Raw genomic sequence first — 23,903 nt, 5'->3', positions numbered from 1 at the left:
AACTGTTGGCGAGCCTATACATCAGCCTTAAAACAATAACAAGGCCATCCGGCAGCAAAGTCACGATGCGATACAGGAAGACTTGAAAAATATGGCCGACACGGCTTACGCAGAAGCAGAAAAGAAACGGCGCTCGCTCAAGCCGCTGCAGCGCATCTTCCCCTATATGTCCCGTTACAGGGGTATGGTGATCGGCGCTCTCATCTCGCTCAGCATTGCAGCGGTGACGACGCTCATCCTTCCGCTGGCGGTGCGCCGGATGATCGATCACGGCTTTTCCGGCTCGAACGGCGCCTTTATCGACAATTATTTCGGCATGCTGATCGTTCTGGCGGCCGCACTCGCCGTTGCATCCGCCGGCCGCTATTATTTCGTCATCACGCTGGGCGAGCGCATTGTCTCGGATCTGCGCCGCGATGTTTTCGCGCACCTCACCAAATTGTCACCGGCCTTTTTCGACAGCACGCAGTCGGGTGAAATCGTCTCGCGGCTGACGGCCGACACCACGCAGATCAAATCGGCCGTAGGCGCCACCGCCTCCATTGCCCTGCGCAACCTCATTCTGGCCTTCGGCGCGATCGTCATGATGGTCATCACCAGCGCCAAACTGTCCGGGCTGGTGATCGCCGCCATTCCCGTCATCATCATCCCGCTGGTCGCCTTCGGCCGGTCGGTGCGCCGCCGTTCGCGCAATGCCCAGGACACGCTGGCCAACGCCACGGCCTATGCCAGCGAATCCATCATCTCCGTGCGCACCCTGCAGGCCTTCACCAACGAGGCGCTGGCGACGGGGCGGTTCGGTTCCGCCGTCGAGGATGCCTTTGCCGCGGCCCGTTCCTCGGTCAAGGCGCGCGCCGTGCTGACCGCCTTTGCGATCTTCATGATCTTTTCCAGTGTCGTGGCCGTGCTCTGGTTCGGCTCGCGCGACGTTTTGGCCGGAACCATCACGCCGGGCACGCTCGGTCAGTTCCTGCTCTATGCGGTGTTTGCCGCCGGGGCGCTCGGGGCGCTGTCCGAGGTCTGGGGCGAGCTGTCGCAGGCATCCGGCGCGGCGGAACGGCTGATGGAAATCATGGCGGAAAAGCCCGCCATTGCGACGCCGCTCAACCCCGTGGCGCTGCCGGAACCGCCGGTCGGTTCCGTTGTTTTCCGGGATGTCCGCTTCAATTATCCGACGCGGCCTGATGCCCCGGCATTGCGCGGTCTCGATTTCGAGGTCAAGCCGGGCGAGACTGTCGCCATTGTCGGGCCCTCCGGCGCCGGCAAGAGCACGGTGTTTTCGCTGCTGCTGCGCTATTACGACCCGATGTCGGGCAGCATCCGGGTGGATGGCGTCGACCTGCGCGAAGCCGATCCTGCGGTGGTGCGGTCGCGCATTGCCATCGTGCCGCAGGATACGACCATCTTTGCCGCGACGGCGCGGGAGAATATCGGCTTCGGCCGGCCCGGCGCCAGCACCGCCGACATCGAGGCGGCGGCCAGGGCGGCGCTCGCCCATGACTTCATCGAAGCGCTCGACCACGGCTATGCGACGCAGGTCGGCGAGCGCGGCGTGACGCTGTCCGGCGGTCAGCGCCAGCGAATCGCCATTGCGCGGGCGATCCTGCGCGATGCGCCGATCCTGCTGCTGGATGAAGCCACGTCGGCTCTCGATGCGGAAAGTGAAATTCTGGTGCAGAAGGGTCTCGAACACCTGATGCAGGGGCGCACGACGCTGGTCATCGCGCACCGGCTGGCGACGGTCCTCAAGGCGGACCGCATCCTTGTCATGGATGACGGCCGCATCGTCGAAGAAGGCACGCACCAGAGCCTCGTCAAGAAGAACGGGATCTACGCAAACCTTGCCAAGCTGCAGTTCGAAGCAGGTGCGGACGCATTCAAAGGCGCAGCCGAGTAAATTTCAGCCTCTGCCTGCCGCCGCCCGACCGGCGGACCGGCCGGAAAAGATGCAGCCGCCGAGAAACGTGCCTTCCAGCGCGTTGTAGCCCTGATAGCCGCCGCCGCCGAAGCCGGCGGCTTCACCTGCGGCGTAAAGGCCGGGAACAGGCACACCAGCCGCATCCAGCACCTGTGACTTCAGATTGGTGTGCAGGCCGCCGAGTGTCTTGCGCGTCAGGATATTGAGCCGCACGGCAATCAGCGGACCGGCCTTCGGATCGAGTATCCGGTGCGGCTTGGCGATGCGGGTCAGCCGGTCGCCGATATAGTTCTGCGCCCCGCGCATGGCGGTGACCTGCGCATCCTTGGAATATTTGTTGCCGATCTCGCGGTCGCGCGCCTCGATCTGGTATCGGAGATGGTCGCGGTCGATCAGGTTGTCGCCGGTCAGCGCGTTCATGCCCTTGACCAGTTCCTGCAGGTTGTCGCGCACCACAAAGTCCTCACCGTGCTGCTTGAAAGCTTCTACGGGCGGCGGTGCGCCCTTGCCGAGGCGGTTCTTCAGGAGCAGCTTCCAGTCCTTGCCCGTCATGTCGGGGTTCTGTTCGGAACCGGACAGGGCAAATTCCTTCTCGATGATTTTTTGCGTCAGCACGAACCAGGAATAGTCGTATCCGGTCGACAGGATGTGCTTGAGCGTTCCCAGCGTATCGAAACCCGGAAAGTAAGGCGCCGGGAAGCGATTGCCCCTGGCGTCGAACCACAGCGACGAGGGGCCGGGCAGAATGCGGATGCCGTGGTTCGGCCAGATCGGGTTCCAGTTCCTGAGGCCCTCGGTGTAGTGCCACATGCGGTCCGCGTTGATGACGCTGCCGCCGGCTTTCACCGTGATGTCGATCATCCGGCCGTCCACATGGTGCGGCACGCCGACAACCATATTCTCGGGCGGATTGCCAAGCCGGTCGCGCGGCCAGTTGCGCTTGACCAGCTCGGGATTGCCGCCGATACCCCCCGACGTGACGATCACGGCTGGCGCGGACAGCGCGAAACTGTCTGCCGCCTCGCGTCCTGACTGCTGGCCGCGTTCCACCGTCGACGGCTCCAGCACATCGCCGCTGACGCCCGTCACGGCACCGTTGGTCGTCACCAGTGCATTGACGCGGTGGCGGCATTTGAGCGTGATCAGGCCCTTGGCAATGGCCTCGCGCAGCAGGCGTTCGAACGGCGCAACGACGCCGGGGCCCGTGCCCCAGGTCAGGTGAAAGCGCGGGACGGAATTACCGTGACCGTTCGCCAGCGCGCCGCCGCGCTCGGCCCAGCCGACAACCGGGAACCAGCGCATGCCGAGCGAATGCAGCCAGCTGCGCTTTTCACCGGCGGCGAATTGCAGATAGGCATCGGCCCATTGTTTCGGCCAATGATCTTCGGCGCGGTCGAACTGTGCCGAACCCAGCCAGTCCTGCCGTGCGAGTTCGAAAGAATCGCGGATGCCGAGCCTGCGCTGTTCCGGGCTGTCGATGAAGAACAGGCCACCGAGCGACCAGAAGGCCTGCCCGCCGACGGAGTTCTCGCCTTCCTGTTCGAGGAGGATGACTTTCTTGCCGGCCTGTACCAGCTCGTTTGCGGCCACAAGCCCCGACAATCCGGCCCCAACGATGATCGCATCGGCATCCATTGCCATTCGCCCCTCCCAGTGGTCCGATTCTGACATTTGCAGCCCTTTGATACAGCTATTCAGGCAAATGTCAGAATCAAAGGACCACTGATAAATATGAGATTCTAGTGGAACTTTGAATTTGACATTCGCATGTTGCGCGTGATGTCAAATGGGAGGCGAATATCAAATTCGTTCCACTAGTGCTTTGCTCGTGGCATGATTGCGCGGCTCAGGTTGGCGCGCAAGGGTGGAAAGCGGGACACCAGGGAGTGATAAGGGGACAGGGATGATTGCGAACATTCTCATCGGGCTGGTTGCCCTGCTGCACGTCTATTTCATGTATCTGGAAATGGTGGTGTGGGATAAGCCGCTGGGGCTGAAAACCTTCCGGCTGACGCCGGAATTCGCCGCCGCATCCAGGGCGCTGGCGCTCAATCAGGGCCTCTACAACGGGTTTCTCGTTGCCGGATTGATCTGGGGGTTGTGGCTGGGCCAGGCGGGCTTTGCCATCAAGGTCTTCTTCCTCGGCTGCGTTGTTGTCGCCGGGATCGTCGGTGCGCTCACCGTCAACCGCCGCATCTTCTTCGTGCAGGGCGTGCCGGCGATCGTCGCGCTCGCAGCCCTCATCCTTCTGTAGGGATCAGCGCTCTGTCAGCTTGAGCTCGATACGGCGGTTGCGCGACCGCACTTCCGGCGTATCGCCCGGCTCCAGCGGCTGGAATTCGCCAAAACCCGCCGCCACGAGGCGGTTGGCGGAAACGCCATTGGCGATGAGGAATTTCACCACGGAAATGGCGCGCGCGGCGGAAAGGTCCCAATTGTCCTTGAACTGGCCGGTGCCCGAGAGCGCCACATTGTCCGTGTGGCCGTCGACGCGCAGAACCCAGTTGATATCGTCGGGGATTTCCTTCTGCAGGTCGATCAAGGCCAATGCCAGCTTCTTCATTTCCTCGCTGCCAGCGTCGTTCAGCACTGCCTGACCCGATGGGAACAGCACTTCGGACTGGAAGACAAAGCGGTCGCCGACGATGCGGATATTCTCACGGTCGGACAGGATTTCACGCAGGCGGCCGAAGAAATCGGAGCGGTAACGGTTGAGCTCCTGCACGCGCTGGGCGAGCGCGACGTTCAGCCGTTTGCCGAGATCGGCAATCTTGGCATTGGATTCCTTGTCGCGGGATTCCGAGGCGTTGAGGGCTTCCTCCAGCGCGCCGATCTGCTTGCGCAGTGCCAGTATCTGCTGGTTGAGAATTTCCACCTGCGACAGGGCGCGCGCGCTCAGCTGCTTTTCGTTTTCAAGGCCGGCGGTGAGGTCGCTGATCTTGCCTTCCGCAGCCGCACCGGCGCCCGCACCCTGCGACAGCATCGACTGCAGCCGCGACTGCTCGCTCTGCGCCTTGGTCAGCGATGCCTGCAGGTTGGCGATGGTGTCTTCCAGATCCTGCTTGTTGCCCTGTTCGAGCGACAGCATCTGGGTCAATTCATTGATCTGCGAATTCAGGCGGTTGAGCACGGCATCCTTGCCGGTGATTTCCTGGCTGAGCAGGAACTGCGCCAGCACGAAAACCGACAGCAGAAACATGATCGCCAGCAGCAATGTCGACAGGGCATCGACGAAGCCGGGCCAATAATCCACATGACGGATAGCGCGGCGGGTGCGACCGAGCGCCATTCTCAGTTGTCCCTGCGGCGGGCGACGGAGTCGCTGAGCTTGGCGAGGGTTTCGCGCATGGATTTCTGTTCTTCAGCCTGTTTTTCCACCCAGTCGCGCATCATCTGCTGTTCGGAGCGCATGTTCTTGACCAGGCCCTGGATACCTTCGGCGAGGCTGGCCAGCGCGGCGGTCGTGCGCTGGCTGGAGCCGCCGGTCTCCTGGATGTTCTGCAGGCGCTCGGAGAGCGAGCGCAGTTCGTCCGACGTGCCGCTGTTGACGCCATCGAGCGCATGCAGGTCCGATCCGAGATCGGTGACGCTGGACAGCCAGTTTTCCAGTTCGGTGTAGAAGCGGTTCTGGGCGCGGCCTGCCTGCAGATCGAGAAAACCGAGGACAAGCGAGCCGGAAAGGCCGAACAGCGAGGACGAGAACGCGGTGCCCATGCCCTTGAGCGGCGATTGCAGGCCGGCCTTGAGCGCATCGAGGACGCCGTTCGCGTCGCCGGCGCGCGGATCGAGCGACTGGATGGTCTGGCCGATGGAGCCGATGGTTTCCAGAAGGCCCCAGAACGTGCCGAGCAGGCCGAGGAACACCAGAAGGCCGATGAGATAACGCGAGACATCGCGCGTTTCATCGAGGCGGGTGGCGATGGAATCGAGCATGGAGCGCATGGCATTGGTCGACAACGCCATGGACTGGCGCCGTCCGATCAGCGCGCGCATGGGAGCCAGCATCACCGGCTTGGAATTGGGATCCGAATTGCCCTGCCGGAAGGAATTGACCCAGCGCACCTCCGGAAACAGCCGGATCACCTGACCGAAGCCTAAGAGAATACCGACGATCAGCACGCCGATGATCAGGCCGTTGAGGCCGGGATTGGTGGTGAAGAACACGGAAATCTGGCGGAAGAGAATGGCGGCGAGAAAGGCGACAATGGCCAGGAAGATCGCCATCGACAGAAGCACAAGCCGCGGGCTGGACAGCCGGTACGGGTCATAATCGTCACCGTCCATGACCCGGCGGGTTGAACTGAAATCAGCCATTGCATCGTCTCCGCATTCGCCACGCACCAAGCAACCTCGTTCGCGTCACTGGACGAACGGAAATCGCACAAACCCAAATCGGTTTGTGCGACCCTAACCGAAATCAAGGTAAAAATGGAAGGTGCAATGCGGCCGGCGGGCCGGATATTGTTCAGATCGGCTTCTTGAGTGTCTTCAGGAGCGCCCGCTGGATGGCTTCATTGCCGGCGACGATCGATTTGCTTTCGACCACATCCTGGCTGCCGTTGAAATCGGTGACAAAGCCGCCCGCCTCGCGCACCATGATGATGCCTGCGCCCGTATCCCAGGGGGACAGGCCGTCTTCCCAGAAACCGTCGAAACGGCCCGCCGCGACGGCGGCCAGATCCAGCGCTGCCGCGCCCATGCGGCGGATGCCGGAGACTTCGCCCATGACATTGCGCAACTGCACGAGATAATCGCCGTGATGACCGCGGCCGAGATGCGGCACGCCCGTGCCGATGACGGAATCGACCAGCTTGATGCGGCCGGAGACGCGCAGGCGGCGATCGTTGAGGAAGGCGCCGCCGCCGCGTTCGGCGGTGTAAAGCTCATCCATGGCAGGATTGAAGATCACGCCGGCGACGATCTGGCCCTGACGTTCCAGGGCGATGGAAACCGCGAACAGCGGAATGCCGTGCAGGAAGTTGGTGGTGCCGTCGAGCGGATCGACCAGCCAGCGATGCTGGCTGTCGGTGCCTTCGATCGTACCGGTTTCTTCCATCAGGAAACTGTAGTCGGGACGGGCCCGGCGCAGTTCGGCATAGATGATTTCTTCGGCCTTGCGGTCGGCCTGGCTGACATAATCGCCGGGACCTTTCAGCGAAACCTGCAGATTCTGCACTTCGCCGAAATCGCGCGCCAGGGAGCGGCCAGCCTTCATAGCTGCCTGCACCATTACATTGAGGATCGCTGAACGCGCCATTTCAGGTCATTCTCCGTCTGAATTCGTTGATGCGGGCGCCATTCTTAAGCGGCGCCCGATAAAGCCCGCTTAGTCAGCGCGGCGGACGTAGGTCAGTTCGTTGGTGTCAACGATGATGCGCTCGCCCGACGAGATGAATGGCGGAACCAGAACGCGAATGCCGTTTTCAAGCACGGCCGGCTTGTAGGATGAAGCCGCCGTCTGACCCTTGACGACCGGGTCTGCCTCGGTGATGGCGAGCGTGACGTAATCCGGCAGGGAAATACCGATCGGACGTTCGTCGTAAAGTTCGACTGTGACCATCATGCCGTCCTGCAGGAACGCCGCGCGGTCGCCGACGAAATCCTTCTGCAGCTCGAGCTGCTCGTAGCTGGCGGTGTCCATGAATATAAGCGCGTCGCCCTGCTCGTAGAGGAAGGAGAAATCCTTCTGTTCAAGGCGAACCTTTTCGACGGTTTCAGCGGCGCGGAAGCGCTCGTTGAGCTTGGTGCCGTTGAGGAGGTTCTTCAGTTCGACCTGGTTGTAGGCGCCGCCCTTGCCGGGCTTGACTGCGTTCGTCCTGACGGCGACCCAGAGGCTGCCATCATGCTCGATCACATTGCCAGGACGGATTTCATTGCCGTTGATTTTCATTTGTTTATCCGGATTGGTGTTGGAAACCGGGCGCCGACGTCTCGGCGGCAGCCGATATTGGCGCCTCCAAGACCACAAAATCGCGCGATAGGCAAGAGAAAGCGCAAAAAGAGCCGGGTAAGGCCCTTTTCGCGGCTAAGCCTCCGGAACTAGGCGGCGAGCGCCGTTTCCGCCACGGAAACCCAATAGCTGATGCCGTAGGGAATGGCATCGTCGTTGAAATCATAGGCTGAATTGTGCAGGGCCGCCGTGTCGCCATTGCCAAGGAAAATGAAGGCGCCGGGCCGCTTTTCCAGCATATAGGAAAAATCTTCGGCACCCATGACCGGCGGCATGTTGGTGTTCACCGCGCTGTCGCCGGCAATCAGCTGTGCGACACCCGTGGCAAAATCCGTCTCGCGGTCGTGGTTGAACGTGACCGGATAGCCCTGATCATACTTGACTTCCGCCCGGGCGCCGAAAATGGCAGCCGTGGCTTCGGCCACTTCGGTCACGCGCTTGCGGGCGAAGTCGCGCACGTCAGGCATCAGCGTGCGCACGGTGCCCGAAAGGGTCACGGCGTTCGGAATGACATTGGTCGCATCGCCGCCGTGAATCATCGCCACCGAGATGACCAGCGACTTGAGCGGGTCGGTTTCACGCGACACCAGTGACTGCAGGGCGAGAACCGTATGAGCGGAGACGACCACGGGATCGACCGTCGTATGCGGCTTGGCGGCATGGCCGCCGCGGCCGATGACCTTGATTTCGAATTCGTCTGTGGCCGCCATGATCGAGCCCTTGCGCAGGGCGAACTGGCCGACGGGCAGGCCTGGCGCATTGTGCATGCCATAGACTTCCTTGATCGAGAACCGGTCCATCAGGCCGTCATTGATCATGGCCAGCGCGCCCGCACCACCTTCTTCGGCGGGCTGGAAGATGACCGCGACCGAGCCCTTGAAGTTACGGGTCTCGGCGAGATACTGCGCCGCGCCGAGCAGCATGGCGGTGTGCCCGTCATGGCCGCAGGCGTGCATCTTGCCCTTGGTCTTCGAGGCCCACGGCTTGCCGCTGGCTTCAAGAATCGGCAGGGCATCCATATCGGCGCGCAGGCCGATCACCGGTCCGTCGCCATGGCGGCCGCGGATGATGCCGACCACGCCGGTCTGGCCGATGCCGGTATCGACACTGTCGCAGCCGAAGGAGCGCAGCTTGTCCGCGACAAAACGGGAGGTTTCATGCACGTCGTAAAGGATTTCCGGATTCTCATGCAGATGCCGGCGCCATTCGGCGACATTCGGTTGCATTTCATGAACTCGGTTGATCAACGGCATGGTGAAGTTCCCTTTCTGATCGTGTCGCGCACTGCAAGTCCGGCTGCCGGTCAGCGCATCCTGTTGGCTTCCGTCAGGGCGGCCTTTATCTGGTCGTCGTCGAGGCCGTCCATGAAAGAGTCAAGTTCGGGGTCGGTCAATCCGGCCCGTCTGGCGACCATGTACCAGGCGGCTGCCTTGACCGAGTCACCTTCCACGCCGAGGCCCTGATAGTAAAGCTTTGCCAGCTGTGCCTGTGCTGCGACATTACCGCCTACGGCGGCGCGCAGGGTCCAGCCGAAACCCGACACATAATCGCGCGGCCCGCCGCGCCCCTCGACCAGCCAGCGGCCAAGATCGAGCTGCGCCGTATCGTAACCGCGATTTGCCGCCTTGGCGAGATATTCCCGGGCCTTGGCGTCGTCGCGCGGAACGGCGAGCGTGCCGTTGGAAAGGATCTGGCTGACCGCATAGCTGCCATCGGGCAAGCCCTGTGCCGCTGCCTTCAGGAACCAGGGATAGGCATTGTCGATACCGGTGTCGCCGGGATGCTCCTGCAGCAGGATCTGGCCGTAATTGAACTGGGCCATGGCGTTGCCGCCATCGGCGGCAGCCTTCATGAGCGTTTTGGCCTTGGCCGGGTCCTTGGGGGCATACTTGCCCTGGAGCAGGATCGCGCCATAGCGGAACTGGGCTTCGGGAACACCCTGATCGGCGGCCTTGCCATACCATTTGGCCGATTCGGGCAGGTTGACCGGTATGCCGAGGCCGCGGGCCAGCATATCGGCCACCAGCACCTGGGCGGCGCCATCGCCATTTTCCGCGCGCGGCAGGGCTAGATTGTAGGCCGTTTTGTACAGGCCGCGCTGGTAAGCGCCGAACGCCTCGTCTACCGCTCCCTTGCCGAAGCGCGTCGGGTTGACGATGTCGACCGCCGGATCGCTGGCGAGTTTCGGCCTGTCATGCTTGGGGGTTGTCTGCGGCGTTTCCAGGTGCTGGGGCGCGTCGGTCGGCGCGGATGTCACCGAAGGCGCCTGGCTTGTTGCGGGCGCCGGCGATTCCTGGGCGGCGGGCGCCGGAGCCGTCTGGGCCGTGGCGCCATGCGTCAGGACCGGGAAGGCTGCAAGCACGGCCGCGACGGCGCAAACGAGGTTTGCGGATTTTGCTCCCATGGGCCTATTCCTCAAATCGCGGCGCGTGCTCGTCGAGCAGCCGGTTCGCTTCCTTGATGGCGTCCGCCGGTTTGTCGTTGCCGAAAACCGCCGCACCAAGGGCAATGAACTCCGCACCGGTTGCGGCCGCGTCGGTGATGCTTTCCAGCGTGTTGCCCGCCTGGACGATGCAGGGAATCTCGATCATCGATGCCCACCAGTCCGCCAGTTCGACATTGCGCGGATGGGCTTCGGGTGTGGTATCCGCGCCAATTTTGCCGAACAGGACATAATCCGGCTGGGCTTCGCCGATTTCCAGCGCCGTGTGCCGGTTCTTGATATTGCCGGTCCCGACGATGAGTTTGGGGGAAAAGCGCTCGACATTGGCGGCAAGATCGCTGGCCGGGCCTTCGAGATGCAGGCCGTCGGCCTTGACCCGTCCGGCAACCTGCGTGTTGCCGACGATGATGGCGGCAGCGCCTGCATTCTGAATGATCGGAACGGCGGCTTCTGCCATGGTCTGGAACAGGGTTTCGTCCGTCTCGTAGGCGGGCAGAAGCACGGAGGCGACATCGCCGCCGGACAAGGCTTCGCTGAGTTTCCTGGCCAGTTCGTCGGCAGTCGCGGCGGGAGGCGCGATCAGAACGATACGGCAGCGTTGGGGTGTTTGTTCGTTGTTCATGGGCTGCAACCTTACAATCGTTCTCTATAGAATGGGCAATCGTGATGGAATTCGGGCATAGAGGATGGCCGTTCATTTGAACAGCCTTTTCGATGATCCAAGCCATCACACCCTGTTGCATATTAGTCTTACGACGTAATTACTTAGTAGCAAACAGGCACATGTTGCCAAAAAGCATTTTTCAAATGCCGCGGCGATCGGCTAGAGATGGAAGGCCCTCCTTGTGGATTTCCATCATGCACGATCTCCTGTTGAACCCATGGTTCTATGCTGCCGCCGTTCCAGCCACGATCCTGATCGGGCTGTCGAAGGGCGGGCTTGGCGGGGCCATGGGGCAGGTGGGGGTGCCATTGATGGCGCTGGTGATGCCGCCGGTGCAGGCGGCCGCCATCATGCTGCCGATCCTCATCATCATGGATGTCGCCAGCCTGTGGAGCTGGCGTGGCTACCGCGATGCAAAAACCCTCAAGCTGATGCTGCCGGGTGCATTGCTGGGTGTCGGAATAGGCTGGCTGACCGCATCGGTGGTGACCGATGACATGGTCAAGCTCATTGTCGGTGCCGTCGCGATCATCTTTTTTGCCCGCTATGTCTTTGCCAGTGCCGCCAAACGCGCCACCGCACAACCGCACAATGCCGGCGCTGCAACCTTCTGGTCGACCATCGCCGGGTTCACAAGTTTCGTGGCCCATGCGGGCGGCCCGCCCTATCAGGTCTACGCCCTGCCGCTGCGTCAGGATCCGAAGGTTTACAACGGCACGAGCGTGATTTTCTTCGCGATCGTCAACGCCGTGAAGGTCATCCCTTATTTTGCCTTGGGGCAGTTCGACGCCGAAAACCTCAAGGCGGCGGCGGTTCTGGTGCCCATCGCACCGCTGGCCACCTTTGCCGGCGCGTGGATCGTCAAACGCATGCGGCCGGAGGTGTTCTATCCCTTCATGTACATCATGATCCTATTGATGGGATTGAAGCTTTCCTACGATGGATTAGCCGCCTTGTTATAATTATGAACGAAAGTTGATCAGGCGAATCGCAACTTTCGGACTATGTAAACATTATCAACTGCAACCGTCGGACCAACCGCTCCCTCACGAGGCCGGGAGTGCTGTGATTGAATATTGCATGACAGGAATGGGTGAACGCTATGACACAGACGCAGCTCAAACAGCGGGATACCCGCATTGATGTCTTCCGGGCTTTGGCACTGCTGACCATCTTCATCAATCACGTGCCTGGAACCGTTTTCGAACATCTCACCCACAGGAATTTCGGATTTTCCGATTCGGCCGAGGCCTTTGTGCTGATCTCCGGCATTTCCGTCGGTCTTGCCTATGGGGCCAAATTTGAACCGGGCAGCCGCTTCCTGATCACGCTGAAGGCATGGCGCCGGGCGGCGGCGCTGTACAGCGCCCATATCCTGACGACGGTCGCCACGCTGGCGATCTTCTGCGCCGCCGGGCTTTATCTCAACCGCCCGGAATTCATGTCCTTCATCAATATCGGGCCGTTGATGGACAGCCCGGCCGAGGCACTCATCGGCCTTGCGACGATGGGGCATCAGCTTGGCTACAACAATATCCTGTCGATGTATGGCGTGCTGCTGCTCATGCTGCCGCTGTTCCTGTTCCTCGCCAATATCAACCTGTCGCTGATGGTTGGGGTGTCCGGGCTCCTGTGGCTGGTGTCGGGTGTCTACCGGATTGCACCGCCGAATTACCCGACCGAAGGCGTCTGGTTCCTCAACCCGTTGTCATGGCAGTTCCTGTTCGTCATCGGCATTGCCGGCGTGATGCATGTGCGCCGGGGCGGGCGAATCCCGTTCAACAAATACCTGTTCGGTGTCGCGGTCGGCTATATCCTGCTGGCGTTGATCTGGGTGCGGGTACCGCTGTGGGGCGTCAATACATCGATGGGATTGCCGATGGTGATCACCGGTTTCGACAAGACGTTCCTGTCGCTGACCCGCCTGGCGCATATCCTGGCGATCGCCTATGTCATTGTCTCGGTGCCAGCCATTTCCAATCTGGCGCGGACGCCGGAAGATCACCCGCTCGCCATCCTCGGCAAGCATTCGCTGCCGGTGTTTGTTGCCGGCACGATCCTTGCCATGGTCGCGCAGATCGTCAAGGTGATGAACCCCGGCGACGAGCTGGATGACACGCTGCTGATCGCCAGCGGAATCATGGCGCAGTTTGCCCTGGCGCATTACCTGGAATGGCTGCCGAGCATCGGATGGGGCAACACGCGTCCTGCCCTGCCGCAGGCGCAGCCGGCGAAATCGAAGCTGGTGATTGCCGGCCGGCCGGTCAATGCCGCTGCGATGAGTTCGGGCATGAAATCGGGAACCGCCAAGTCGGCGGTCTCCTGACCGCACGCACCGGCTTTTGCCGGGTAGCCCGGAAAAACCGATAGCCATCGTTTGCTGGCTTGGTCTAAGCTTTACCCATGGAAGCGTTGGGAGGCGTGCATGGGTGGAATCTTTGATCGTGATCTTGAGCGCAATGCGGCCAATTACCAGCCGCTGACGCCGCTGACCTATCTGGAACGGGCAGCGCGGGTCTATCCGTCGAGAACGGCGATCATCCACGGTGCGCAACGCTTCGATTACGGCACGTTCTACCGCCGCACCCGGCAGCTGGCATCGGCACTGTCGCGCCGCGGCATCGGCAAGGGCGATACGGTCACGGTGATGCTGTCCAACACGCCGCCCATGCTGGAGGCGCATTTCGGCGTGCCGATGACGAAGGCCGTGCTGCATTCGATCAACACGCGCCTCGACGCGGCAGTCATCGCGTTCCAGCTCGATCATGCGGAAACCAGGATCGCCATTGTCGATACGGAATTTTCCGGCGTTTTCCGCGAGGCGCTGGCACTCGCCAGGGTCAAGCCGCTGGTCATTGATTTCGTCGATACGCAATATCCCGCCGATGCGCCCTATCAACAGGGTGAGCCGTTCGGCACGGTGGACTATGAGGCCTTTGTCGCAGACGGGGACCCGGATTACGCCTGGGCGATGCCCGATGACGAATGGGATTCGATCACCCTCAACTATACATCCGGCACGACAGGCGATCCGAAGGGGGTTGTCTATCACCATCGCGGCGCGGCGCTGATGGGCTATGGCAATGTGGTCGCCTCCGGCATGGGGCGCTATCCCGTCTATCTGTGGACCCTGCCGATGTTCCACTGCAACGGCTGGTGTTTTCCATGGACGCTGGCCCTGCAGTTCGGCACCCATGTCTGCCTGCGCTGGGTACGGGCAAAGCAGATCTACGATGCCATTGCCAATCTGGGCGTTACGCATCTGTGCGGGGCGCCGATTGTCATGTCGGTGCTGATCAACGCGGCGGAAAAGGACAAACGCGATTTTCCGCAAACGGTGACGTTCAACACGGCTGCCGCACCGCCGCCGGAATCCATTCTGGCCGGCATGGCTGAGGCGGGATTTGCGGTCACGCATCTCTATGGCCTGACAGAGACCTACGGCCCTGCCGTCGTCAATGAATGGCAGGATGAATGGGATGCGCTGGAGGCATCCTCGCGCACCGCCAAGAAGGCGCGGCAGGGCGTGCGCTATACGGCGCTCGAAGATCTGACGGTGCTCGATCCCGAAACCATGCAGCCCGTGCCGGCCGACGGCGAGACGATCGGCGAGGTGATGTTCCGCGGCAATATCGTCATGAAGGGGTACCTGAAAAATCGGCCGGCCAGCGATGCAGCCTTTTCAGGCGGCTGGTTCCACTCCGGCGATCTCGGCGTGATGTATCCGGACGGTTATATCCAGTTGAAGGACCGTTCGAAGGACATCATCATTTCCGGCGGCGAGAACATTTCGTCCATCGAGGTGGAGGACGCGCTCTACAAGTTCCCGGCCGTGGCCGCCTGCGCGGTCGTGGCGCGGCCGGACGACAAGTGGGGTGAGACGCCGCTTGCCTTCGTCGAGCTGAAGCCGGGCCATGCGGCGACGGAAGAGGAGTTGATCGCCCATTGCCGCACCCTGCTGGCGCGCTTCAAGGTGCCGCGGCACGTGCTGTTCGAAGACATACCGAAGACATCGACCGGGAAAATCCAGAAGTTCGAGCTGCGCAAACGCGCCAGGCTGATGCAGGATTGAGGCGTTGCGGGGCGGATTGATTGCAACTGCGCTGTCGGCATTAACCACTTGTTAAGCATTACAAGCTATAAATTGATCATCCAGTTTTCTGGATTCTTACCAAGTGGTTTGGCCACTTTGTTTGACGCCTCCCTGTTAGACTCCTGAGAGCCGCCACGTTTTGCGGCTCTTTTTTTATGTTCATATCTCTGCGGCGGCCCTGACGTTAACCCTTTATTAAGGATAAACTTGCGCTCATGTGTGCATACGGGCAGGTTGATGGGGAATACTACCCGTTGGCCGTTGTGGTGATCCGCTTGCTGTCCCAGTAAGAGAGCGCTGCTTTGAGAATCAGCGGATTTTTAATGACAGGGCATGACATGGTTGAACAGGAATACCACGCTGACAATACAATCCGGCTGGCCGACCGCATGGTCCGCTCGGAAACGTTCAATCATATCTATGACGAAGGCATGGGTCTGGTCGAGGAGGCGGCTGCCTATCTCGACGGCGAAGGCCGAGCGGAAGCCAAGCGGCTGAGCCGCGTTGCCGCCACGCTCTATGCGGCCGAATCCATGCGGCTGACGACGCGTCTCATGCAGGTTGCCTCGTGGCTGCTGTTGCAGCGGGCATCGCGCAGCGGAGAAATGACCCAGGAACAGGTGCTGTCCGAAAAGGCGAAAGTGCGGCTCGATACGGATTCCGCCCCGGAAACCGTCGAAGGCTGGGACGAGATTCCCTTTGATTACTGCGATCTGGTGCACCGTTCGCTGCGCCTGCAGGCCCGCGTCCGCCAGATGGATGACGAGATCTACAACGAAGGCGCCAGCACGGCCCACAGGCGGATGCTGACCACCAACCCGGTCTCGGATCAGATCAGCCTGCTGGCCACCGCCTTCGCCCATCGCTGATGACTGCACGATAATCGTGCATAACAGGGCGGTTTGTTTCTCTTTTGTTCACCTTTCTGCTGTCAAGTTCCCTGACAGCTCGATAAGGTCCCGACATGAAAGAAGCGATTCGCATCATTGGCATTGATCCCGGCCTGCGCCGCACCGGCTGGGGCATCATCGAGACGCTCGGCAATTCGCTGCGCTTTGTCGCCTCGGGTACGATCCTTTCCGACGCCAAGCTTGATCTCGCTTCGCGCCTTTGCCAGCTGCATGACGGCCTTGCCGGAATCATTCATGGCCAGATGCCGCACGAGGCGGCGGTCGAACATACCTTCGTCAACAAGGATGCCACGGCGACGCTGAAACTTGGTCAGGCGCGCGGTATCGCCCTGCTTGTTCCCGCGCTGGCGGGATTGCCCGTTGCCGAATATGCCCCCAATGCGGTCAAGAAAGCGGTGATCGGCGTCGGGCATGGGGAAAAGAAACAGATTCACATGATGGTCAAGGTTCTGATGCCCAAGGCAACGTTCGATACGGACGATGCGGCGGATGCGCTGGCGGTTGCCATCTGTCACGCGCATCACCGGCAAAGCGCCATCGGCCGCATTGCCATCGAACGGAAACTGGCGGCACAGCTATGATCGGAAAACTCAAGGGCACTGTCGATGAAATCGCCGAGGATCACGTGATTCTCGATGTGCACGGCGTCGGCTACGTCGCCTATTGCTCGGCGCGGACGCTGTCGAACATGCCGGGGCCGGGTGAAGCGGCGGTACTGCTCATCGAAACCTATGTGCGGGAAGACCTGATCCGCCTGTTTGGCTTCGGCACGGCGCTGGAACGGGAATGGTTCCGCCTGCTGCAGAGCGTGCAGGGCATCGGTGCCAAAGTCGCGCTGAGCGTTCTGGGAACCCTGTCGCCCTCCGATCTCGCCAATGCGATTGCGCTGCGTGACATCGCCATGGTCAGCCGGGCACCGGGTGTCGGCAAGAAAGTGGCGGAACGCATCGTCATCGAACTGAAGAACAAGGCGCCAGCCTTTGCCGGCGAGGCGATGGGCACCATCGGCCTCAAGCAGGAACTGGGCGAGGGCGTTGCCCCGGCGCCGGTTGCCGATGCCGTGTCGGCGCTGACCAATCTCGGCTATTCGCGCGATCAGGCCGCCAATGCCATCAGCGCCGCCCTGCGCGATGCGGGCGAGGAGGCTGATTCCGCCAAGCTGATCCGGCTTGGCCTGAAGGAACTTTCCCGGTGACATGGTTGCCTGATACCGCACACTGTGCGAGGACATCCGCATGAGTGATGTCAGCCGATTGATAACCCCCGACAAGCGCGGCGAAGACGCCGACACGTCGCTGCGCCCGCAGACGCTTAATGATTTTGTCGGGCAGGCAGCGGCGCGCGCCAATCTGAAGGTCTTCATCGAAGCCGCCAAATCACGCGGCGAGGCGCTGGATCACGTGCTCTTCGTCGGGCCGCCCGGTCTGGGCAAGACGACGCTGGCACAGATCATGGCCAAGGAACTCGGCGTCAATTTCCGCTCCACGTCCGGGCCAGTGATTGCCAAGGCTGGCGATCTGGCTGCGCTGTTGACCAATCTGGAAGAAAACGACGTTCTCTTCATCGACGAAATCCATCGTCTCAATCCGGCGGTGGAGGAAATCCTCTATCCGGCCATGGAAGACTACCAGCTTGACCTGATCATCGGCGAGGGGCCTGCGGCACGTTCGGTCAAGATCGATCTGGCCAAGTTCACGCTGGTGGCGGCGACGACCCGCCTCGGGCTTCTGACAACGCCGCTGCGGGATCGTTTCGGTATTCCGGTCCGGCTGAATTTCTATACGGTCGAGGAGCTTGAGCATATCGTCCGGCGCGGCGCGCGCATCATGGGCATCGGCATGACCGATGACGGGGCGCTTGAGGTGGCACGGCGCGCCCGCGGCACACCGCGCATTGCCGGGCGGCTTCTGCGCCGGGTGCGCGACTTTGCCATTGTCGACGGCAAGGATTCCATCGACCGCCAGACGGCCGATTCCGCGCTGCTGCGTCTCGAGGTGGATGCGCTGGGGCTCGATCAGCTCGACCGGCGCTACCTCTCGATGATTGCGCACAATTTCGGCGGCGGACCCGTCGGCATCGAAACCATCGCCGCGGGGCTTTCCGAACCGCGCGATGCGATCGAGGATATCATCGAACCCTACCTGATCCAGCAGGGCTTTATCCAGCGCACGCCGCGCGGACGCATGCTGACCGCCAATGCCTGGAAACATCTGGGCCTGAATGCACCGTCCGACACCATCCAGCAGATCAGCCTGTTTCAGGAAGACGAGGATTGACGGGGCCTGTCCCTGGAACGCGCATGCGGCACCGCGCATAATCGCACTGGACAAAACGCTGGCTGTACCGGCAAAAGGAGGGATCATGAGCGAAAACAATCCTTCCCTGCCGCCCCTCGGCGGCCTTGCCGGTGAACTCACTTCCTTCGGCCACCGTCTCCTGGCGCGGGTCTATTATGCCGACACGGATTTCTCCGGCATTGTCTATCACGGGCGCTATCTGGAATTTCTCGAGCGCGGCCGCACCGATTATCTGCGCCTGCTTGGCGTTCACCACTCGGAACTTGCCGACGGCAAGCATGGCGAAAGCATTGTCTGGGTGGTGCGGCGCATGGAAATCGATTTCCGGGGCGCTGCCCGCATCGATGACGTGCTGACGATCGAAACGCGCACGGCGGAAATCTCCGGCGCGCGGGTCAAGATGGCCCAGACCATCAAACGGGGCGATGATCTGCTGATTTCAGCGGCTGTCGAAGCGGCGCTGATCAACAATGCCGGACGACCACGCCGGTTTCCTGCGGAATGGATCAAACTTTTTCAGCCGGAATCCTGATGCCATGGCGTTTAGAGCGGTTTGCGACCATATTGAATCGTTCTGCCCGATGGAATTGGGCCAAATTCACCCGGCCCTCCGGGTTTCCGGCTGGCGGACACCCACTTTGTCTGGCAGCTTCGTCCGATGGATGAACATCGGCCTCGCTACCTTCCGCGTGGATTGTCTCGCCATCCGGGAAACAGAACTGATCCAATATGGCCGCAAACCGCTCTAAATGACGCACAGGCGCTGAATCATAACTGATCCTTAACCATAACAAACCATGAATAAGGCCATGAAACGGGGTGTTTTGCGTTAACGCCTTCGTTTTACCAAAATTAACCGTGAGAAGCCGCGGTATGAATACTGGAAAAAGTCCGGTCTCAGAACGTGGCTTTCGAAATTTAGTGAGCGACGATGGATGCCGGTCAGGCGTTCGGCCGGGTTCCAAAGAAATAAAGTGGCGCGTGGTCGTATTGCCGGACCATTTATACTTCGGTGGACCAAGCACGGGTATGAGAGACGATTGCAGCCCGGTTGAAATACCGGGTTTTCGGATTCGAGGGTAGTGGATATGGAAAATTTAGCGGTTGCTGTTCAGACATCGGACGTCTCCCTCTGGGGATTGTTCTGGCAGGCCGGATTCATCGTCAAGCTGGTCATGATCGGCCTTCTGGGTGCTTCCATCTGGACCTGGGCGATCATCATCGACAAGGTACTCGGCTATGGTCGCGCCAAGCGCGCCTTTGACCGTTTCGAGCAGGTTTTCTGGTCCGGCCAGTCGCTGGAAGAGCTTTACCGCAACCTGGGCGAAAAGCGCACGACCGGCATGGGCTCCATTTTCATTGCCGCGATGCGCGAGTGGAAAAAGTCCTTCGAAAAGGGCGCCCGTTCCCCCATCGCCCTGCAGATGCGTATCGACAAGGCGATGGATGTCGCCCTTTCACGCGAAAGTGATATTCTTGCCGCCCGCCTCGGCTTTCTGGCGACCATCGGTTCGGCCGGCCCCTTCATCGGCCTGTTCGGCACGGTCATCGGCATCATGACATCGTTCATGGGCATTGCCGGTTCGAAGTCCACCAGCCTCGCGGTTGTCGCACCCGGTATCGCCGAAGCGCTGCTGGCGACGGCCATTGGCCTGGTTGCCGCCATCCCGGCGGTTATCGCCTACAACAAACTGTCAAGCGATGCGGGCAAACTGACCGCACGCATGGAAGGCTTTGCGGACGAGTTCTCCGCCATACTCTCGCGGCAAATCGATGAGAAGCTGGCGCCGCGTTCTTAAGCAACTGATTTTACAAGTGCGGGATTGAATGCCATGGGCATGTCTGTTGGTAACAAGGGTTCAGGGGGACGCGGCCGGCGCGGCCGTGCCAGCAAGGCGTTGATGAGTGAAATCAACGTGACGCCGCTGGTCGACGTCATGCTCGTGCTCCTGATCATTTTCATGGTGACGGCACCGATGATGACGGTGGGCGTGCCCATCGACATGCCGGAAACCCAGGCCAAGGCGCTGAACAGCGAAACCAACCCGATCTATGTGACGATCAATCAGAAGGGCCAGGTCTTCCTGCAGGAAACCGAAATCCCGATCGAGGAAATCGTCCCGAAACTCCAGGCGATTGCCAAGACCGGCTATGAAGAGCGCATCTTTGTCAAAGGCGACAAGGCTGCCGACTATGGCACGATCATGAAGGTCATGGCGCGCATTTCCGGTTCAGGATTCAAGAATATCGGTCTCGTCAGCCTTCCGGAAGGCAGCTGATAAGTCATGAAGACGAGTGTTGCATCCTCCGCCATTATCCACGCCGTTATCCTCGGCTGGGGGCTGTTGACCTTTTCTGCGCCAAAACCGATGGATTTGGCCAATTCCGAATCGCTGCCAATCGAAATCATCTCCGATACAAGCCAGTTGCAGAAGGGTGACGTAAAGGCGCCGAAGGCCGAAAAGGCAACGCCGAAGCCGACGGAAAAGCCGCAGACCAAACCGGATGCGCAGATCATCGGCGACGCTGAAACAGATGTCGAGACCAAGCCGATCCCTTCGACCAAGCCAAAGGTCGTGGAGTCGGCCGAGGCCCCGAAGCAATCGGACGTGCCTGTTGCCAAGCCGGATCCGAAGCCTGAAGTGAAGCCGGAAACCAAACCGGTTCCGGTCCCGGCGACGGAAATAGCGCCGGAGGCAAAGCCGAAGCAGGACGTCACGCCGGACCCGATCACCGCCGCGATCAATGATTCCAAGCCGGCACCGACCCCGGATGCGCCGAAGGTCGAGCCAACGCCGCAGGCGGAAAAGCCGGCCGAGGAAGCCTTCAAGCTGCCGCAGAACGTGGCGAAGCCTGAGGACAAGCCCAAGCCTGCCCAGGCACAGACCGCGACGACGCCGGAGCGCAAGGAAACCAAGGAAACGCCAAAACCCACCAAGACCGCGCCGACACCGTCCAAAGACAAGAGCGGGATTGCCGATCAGGTTGCCGAATTGCTCAATCACGAGAAGCCTTCCGGCGGCGGTGCCAAGCGTTCGACAGAGCAGGCATCGCTCGGCGCCACCAAATCGACAGGCGGCGCCAAGCTCAGCCAGAACGAGATGGACGCGCTGCGCGGACTTATCTCGAAGAACTGGATCAAGCCGGTCGGAGCGCCTGACTTCCCGGACATGGTCGTGGTGGTCAAGTTCCGCCTCACCAAGACCGGCGAAATTGACGGCACGCCGACCGTCACCGGCAGCGGCGGTGACGCTGCGGTGCTGAGTGCGGCAAAGAGCAGTGCGCTGCGGGCGGTGATGCGCACCGCTCCGTACAATCTGCCGCAGGACAAATATGCAGGTGGCTGGGACGTTGTCGAACTGACGTTCCATCCCGCTGTAGATGACTAATAGGCCAGCCAAAAGAGGGCCCTGAACTTATGCTGAAAATTACCCGGACTATTTTCCCAATCTTCGTGACGCTTGTTGCGACATTGGCAATCGCGATACTGCCAGCACGGGCTGAGCTCAAACTCGATATCACCAAGGGTGTTGTCGAGCCGATGCCCATCGCCATCACGGATTTCCTTTCCGGCGATCAGCTTGGTGCCAATATTACGGGCGTCATTGCAGCCGATCTGGAACGGTCCGGCCTTTTTGCCCCGATCGACAAGGGCGCGTTCATCGAGAAGATTTCCAATCCCGATGCCGCACCGCGTTTCGAGGACTGGAAAGTGATCAACGCGCAGGCGCTTGTCACCGGCCGTGTCACCAAGCAGCCGGACGGCAGGCTCAAGGCGGAGTTCCGTCTCTGGGATACCTTCGCCGGCCAGCAGCTTGACGGGCAGCAGTTCTTCACCTCGCCCGACAGCTGGCGCCGCGTCGCCCATATCATTGCCGACGCCATCTACCAGAAGCTGACGGGTGAAAAAGGCTACTTCGACACGCGCGTCGTGTTTGTCGATGAATCCGGCACCCGGGAAAAGCGCGTCAAGCGTCTGGCCATCATGGATCAGGACGGTGCCAATGTGCGCTATCTGACCAATGGCAAGGACCTGGTGCTGACACCGCGGTTTTCGCCGAGCCGCCAGGAAATCACCTATATGTCGTTCGAAGGCGCCAAGCCGCAGGTTTATCTCCTGCAGCTGGAAACCGGACAGCGTGAACTCGTCGGCAACTTCCCCGGCATGACGATTGCGCCGCGCTTCTCCTCCGACGGGCAGAAAGTGGCCATGAGCCTTCTGCAGGATGACGGCAGCGCCAATATCTATGCGATGGATGTGCGCAGCCGCACGACGACCCGCCTGACCAGCACCAGCGCCATCGATACCGGTGCATCCTATTCGCCCGACAGTTCGCAGGTTGTGTTCGGATCCGACCGTGGCGGCCGGCCGCAAATCTACAAGATGGGCGCGGATGGTTCGAACCCGCAGCGCATCTCGTTCGGCGACGGTTCCTACTCCACGCCGGTCTGGTCGCCGCGCGGCGATCTGATCGCCTTCACCAAGCAGTCGGGCGGACAGTTCTCCATCGGCGTGATGAAGACGGACGGTTCGGGTGAGCGCATCTTGACCAGCGGCTATCACGATGAAGGCCCGACCTGGGCTCCCAACGGCCGCGTCCTGATGTTCTACCGCTTCCCTCCCGGATCGAACAGCCCGCATCTGTTCACGATCGACCTGACGGGCCGCAACCTGCGCCAGATCCAGACACCCAATCTGGCATCGGATCCGGCATGGTCACCGCTTCTCGAGTGATCGCATCCTGATCAATCGATGATTTAAGACCATTCGCGGCGATGTTATCTCAACATTGCCGCGAATGTCGTTTTTCCGCCGCATTGTTTGCATTAAGGATGCAGGACATTCACTGATTTCGCTGTTAATCCTGGTGTTAAGAGTGGATTAACCCTGTTTCTTGAACTGGCCTTAACCTCGATATGGTTACTGCTTGTTCACCGAAACAATTCAATTCTTAAGGAGTCCAGGCTATGCGCCGCTTCGAAATGATCGCCCGCAGTCCAGTTGTCGTCGCCCTTTTCATGGCTCTCGCTATTGCGGGCTGTGCGAAGAAACCTATCAACAGCGCCGGTGATCTTGGCCTGAACGGTGCCGGTAGTGCCCGCCCGGGTTCGACCCAGGACTTCACGGTCAATGTTGGCGATCGCATTTTCTTCGATGTCGACTCCTCCGTCATCCGTGCGGATGCCCAGCAGACCCTCTCCAAGCAGGCTCAGTGGCTGCAGCGCTACCCCAACTACACCATCACCGTTGAAGGTCATGCGGACGAACGCGGCACACGCGAATACAATCTGGCTCTCGGCCAGCGCCGTGCGGCTGCGGCCCGCAACTTCCTCGCGTCGCGCGGCCTGCCGGCTGCCCGCATCAAGACCATCTCCTATGGTAATGAACGTCCGGTTGCCGTGTGCGATGCCGACTCCTGCTGGTCGCAGAATCGCCGTGCCGTTACCGTTCTCGGCGGTGCTGGCAGCTAAGCCATACATCTCTGATGTGACTGCAGAAAAGCGGCCTTCGGGCCGCTTTTTTTGTCTCACCCGCGATCACAACAAAATTTGGCCGAAGTCGCGTTGCTCGTGTTAGATAGGTTCGCCGTAAATCGTTGCGGTGGTTAAATTCCCATATCAGGGGC

General features: G+C 60.8%; 23 protein-coding genes. 15 read left to right on the top strand and 8 right to left on the bottom strand.

What is annotated here, in order from left to right; genetic code table 11:
• The first annotated feature begins 91 nt into the window (after positions 1 to 91).
• Positions 92 to 1,897 (top strand): ABC transporter transmembrane domain-containing protein, encoded by a 1,806-nt coding sequence (locus ACZ5FP_RS00830; RefSeq protein ID WP_464661594.1) that lies wholly within the window; start codon positions 92 to 94, stop codon positions 1,895 to 1,897.
• Between the two features lie 3 nt (positions 1,898 to 1,900).
• On the opposite strand, the gene ACZ5FP_RS00825 is transcribed toward ACZ5FP_RS00830, so the two are convergent.
• Positions 1,901 to 3,553 carry an FAD-binding dehydrogenase gene (locus tag ACZ5FP_RS00825; RefSeq protein ID WP_464663127.1) on the bottom strand — a complete coding sequence of 551 codons (1,653 nt, stop codon included), beginning with the start codon at positions 3,551 to 3,553 and terminating at the stop codon, positions 1,901 to 1,903.
• Between the two features lie 268 nt (positions 3,554 to 3,821).
• Between ACZ5FP_RS00825 and ACZ5FP_RS00820 the strand changes: the two genes are divergently transcribed.
• A complete protein-coding gene (locus ACZ5FP_RS00820; RefSeq protein ID WP_464661593.1) occupies positions 3,822 to 4,172 on the top strand; it encodes a DUF1304 domain-containing protein in 351 nt (116 codons plus the stop codon).
• Positions 4,173 to 4,175: 3 nt separating this feature from the next.
• Here ACZ5FP_RS00820 and ACZ5FP_RS00815 read toward each other — a convergent pair whose 3' ends face one another.
• The 7 genes from ACZ5FP_RS00815 to ACZ5FP_RS00785 form a co-directional block, all read right to left on the bottom strand.
• Complete coding sequence (locus ACZ5FP_RS00815) at positions 4,176 to 5,207, bottom strand: peptidoglycan -binding protein (RefSeq protein ID WP_464661592.1); 1,032 nt, start codon at positions 5,205 to 5,207, stop codon at positions 4,176 to 4,178.
• 2 nt (positions 5,208 to 5,209) lie between these two features.
• Positions 5,210 to 6,232, bottom strand: coding sequence for a MotA/TolQ/ExbB proton channel family protein (locus ACZ5FP_RS00810; protein WP_346305051.1), 1,023 nt, complete (start codon positions 6,230 to 6,232; stop codon positions 5,210 to 5,212).
• Between the two features lie 151 nt (positions 6,233 to 6,383).
• Positions 6,384 to 7,175, bottom strand: coding sequence for an inositol monophosphatase family protein (locus ACZ5FP_RS00805; protein WP_464661591.1), 792 nt, complete (start codon positions 7,173 to 7,175; stop codon positions 6,384 to 6,386).
• A 69-nt stretch (positions 7,176 to 7,244) separates the two neighbouring features.
• Complete coding sequence (gene efp / locus ACZ5FP_RS00800; protein WP_223613664.1) at positions 7,245 to 7,808, bottom strand: elongation factor P; 564 nt, start codon at positions 7,806 to 7,808, stop codon at positions 7,245 to 7,247.
• 149 nt (positions 7,809 to 7,957) lie between these two features.
• Positions 7,958 to 9,121: a M20 aminoacylase family protein gene (locus ACZ5FP_RS00795; RefSeq protein ID WP_464661590.1), complete on the bottom strand. Its 1,164-nt coding sequence runs from the start codon at positions 9,119 to 9,121 to the stop codon at positions 7,958 to 7,960.
• A gap of 50 nt (positions 9,122 to 9,171) precedes the next feature.
• Positions 9,172 to 10,272 (bottom strand): tetratricopeptide repeat protein, encoded by a 1,101-nt coding sequence (locus ACZ5FP_RS00790; RefSeq protein WP_464661589.1) that lies wholly within the window; start codon positions 10,270 to 10,272, stop codon positions 9,172 to 9,174.
• 4 nt (positions 10,273 to 10,276) lie between these two features.
• On the bottom strand, positions 10,277 to 10,933 hold the full coding sequence (locus tag ACZ5FP_RS00785; protein WP_223613661.1) for a thiamine phosphate synthase: 657 nt from the start codon (positions 10,931 to 10,933) through the stop codon (positions 10,277 to 10,279).
• Between the two features lie 236 nt (positions 10,934 to 11,169).
• Here ACZ5FP_RS00785 and ACZ5FP_RS00780 point away from each other — a divergent pair, with 236 nt between their 5' ends.
• The 13 genes from ACZ5FP_RS00780 (at position 11,170) to pal (ending at position 23,748) form a co-directional block, all read left to right on the top strand.
• Positions 11,170 to 11,937 carry a sulfite exporter TauE/SafE family protein gene (locus tag ACZ5FP_RS00780; RefSeq protein ID WP_223613660.1) on the top strand — a complete coding sequence of 256 codons (768 nt, stop codon included), beginning with the start codon at positions 11,170 to 11,172 and terminating at the stop codon, positions 11,935 to 11,937.
• A 140-nt stretch (positions 11,938 to 12,077) separates the two neighbouring features.
• Complete coding sequence (locus ACZ5FP_RS00775) at positions 12,078 to 13,301, top strand: OpgC family protein (RefSeq protein ID WP_464661588.1); 1,224 nt, start codon at positions 12,078 to 12,080, stop codon at positions 13,299 to 13,301.
• A gap of 99 nt (positions 13,302 to 13,400) precedes the next feature.
• A complete protein-coding gene (locus ACZ5FP_RS00770; RefSeq protein WP_464661587.1) occupies positions 13,401 to 15,047 on the top strand; it encodes an acyl-CoA synthetase in 1,647 nt (548 codons plus the stop codon).
• Between the two features lie 359 nt (positions 15,048 to 15,406).
• Entirely contained in the window at positions 15,407 to 15,937 is a 531-nt protein-coding gene (gene rcdA, locus ACZ5FP_RS00765) for a protease adaptor protein RcdA (protein WP_426136507.1), read from the top strand.
• Positions 15,938 to 16,032: 95 nt separating this feature from the next.
• The gene (gene ruvC / locus ACZ5FP_RS00760) at positions 16,033 to 16,560 is read left to right on the top strand and encodes a crossover junction endodeoxyribonuclease RuvC (RefSeq protein WP_105734445.1); all 528 of its coding nucleotides are present in this window, start codon (positions 16,033 to 16,035) and stop codon (positions 16,558 to 16,560) included.
• Positions 16,557 to 17,174, top strand: a complete 618-nt coding sequence (gene ruvA / locus ACZ5FP_RS00755; protein ID WP_223613656.1) for a Holliday junction branch migration protein RuvA — start codon at positions 16,557 to 16,559, stop codon at positions 17,172 to 17,174. The genes ruvC and ruvA overlap by 4 nt, the downstream gene beginning before the upstream one ends.
• Positions 17,175 to 17,214: 40 nt before the next feature.
• Complete coding sequence (ruvB, locus tag ACZ5FP_RS00750; protein ID WP_223613655.1) at positions 17,215 to 18,255, top strand: Holliday junction branch migration DNA helicase RuvB; 1,041 nt, start codon at positions 17,215 to 17,217, stop codon at positions 18,253 to 18,255.
• Positions 18,256 to 18,340: 85 nt separating this feature from the next.
• Positions 18,341 to 18,808 carry a tol-pal system-associated acyl-CoA thioesterase gene (gene ybgC, locus ACZ5FP_RS00745; protein WP_223613654.1) on the top strand — a complete coding sequence of 156 codons (468 nt, stop codon included), beginning with the start codon at positions 18,341 to 18,343 and terminating at the stop codon, positions 18,806 to 18,808.
• Between the two features lie 556 nt (positions 18,809 to 19,364).
• The gene (gene tolQ, locus ACZ5FP_RS00740) at positions 19,365 to 20,075 is read left to right on the top strand and encodes a protein TolQ (protein ID WP_105734448.1); all 711 of its coding nucleotides are present in this window, start codon (positions 19,365 to 19,367) and stop codon (positions 20,073 to 20,075) included.
• A 33-nt stretch (positions 20,076 to 20,108) separates the two neighbouring features.
• Positions 20,109 to 20,555 carry a protein TolR gene (gene tolR / locus ACZ5FP_RS00735; RefSeq protein ID WP_105734449.1) on the top strand — a complete coding sequence of 149 codons (447 nt, stop codon included), beginning with the start codon at positions 20,109 to 20,111 and terminating at the stop codon, positions 20,553 to 20,555.
• A 6-nt stretch (positions 20,556 to 20,561) separates the two neighbouring features.
• Complete coding sequence (locus ACZ5FP_RS00730; RefSeq protein WP_223613653.1) at positions 20,562 to 21,665, top strand: cell envelope integrity TolA family protein; 1,104 nt, start codon at positions 20,562 to 20,564, stop codon at positions 21,663 to 21,665.
• Positions 21,666 to 21,694: 29 nt separating this feature from the next.
• On the top strand, positions 21,695 to 23,011 hold the full coding sequence (gene tolB, locus ACZ5FP_RS00725; protein ID WP_223613652.1) for a Tol-Pal system beta propeller repeat protein TolB: 1,317 nt from the start codon (positions 21,695 to 21,697) through the stop codon (positions 23,009 to 23,011).
• Positions 23,012 to 23,244: 233 nt separating this feature from the next.
• Positions 23,245 to 23,748: a peptidoglycan-associated lipoprotein Pal gene (pal, locus tag ACZ5FP_RS00720; RefSeq protein WP_223613651.1), complete on the top strand. Its 504-nt coding sequence runs from the start codon at positions 23,245 to 23,247 to the stop codon at positions 23,746 to 23,748.
• Positions 23,749 to 23,903: the final 155 nt, after the last annotated feature.

It is taken from the genome of Phyllobacterium sp. T2-21 (assembly GCF_055378485.1).
Note: the sequence above shows the minus strand (reverse complement) of the source record. Positions and strands in the feature narration are given on the sequence as shown.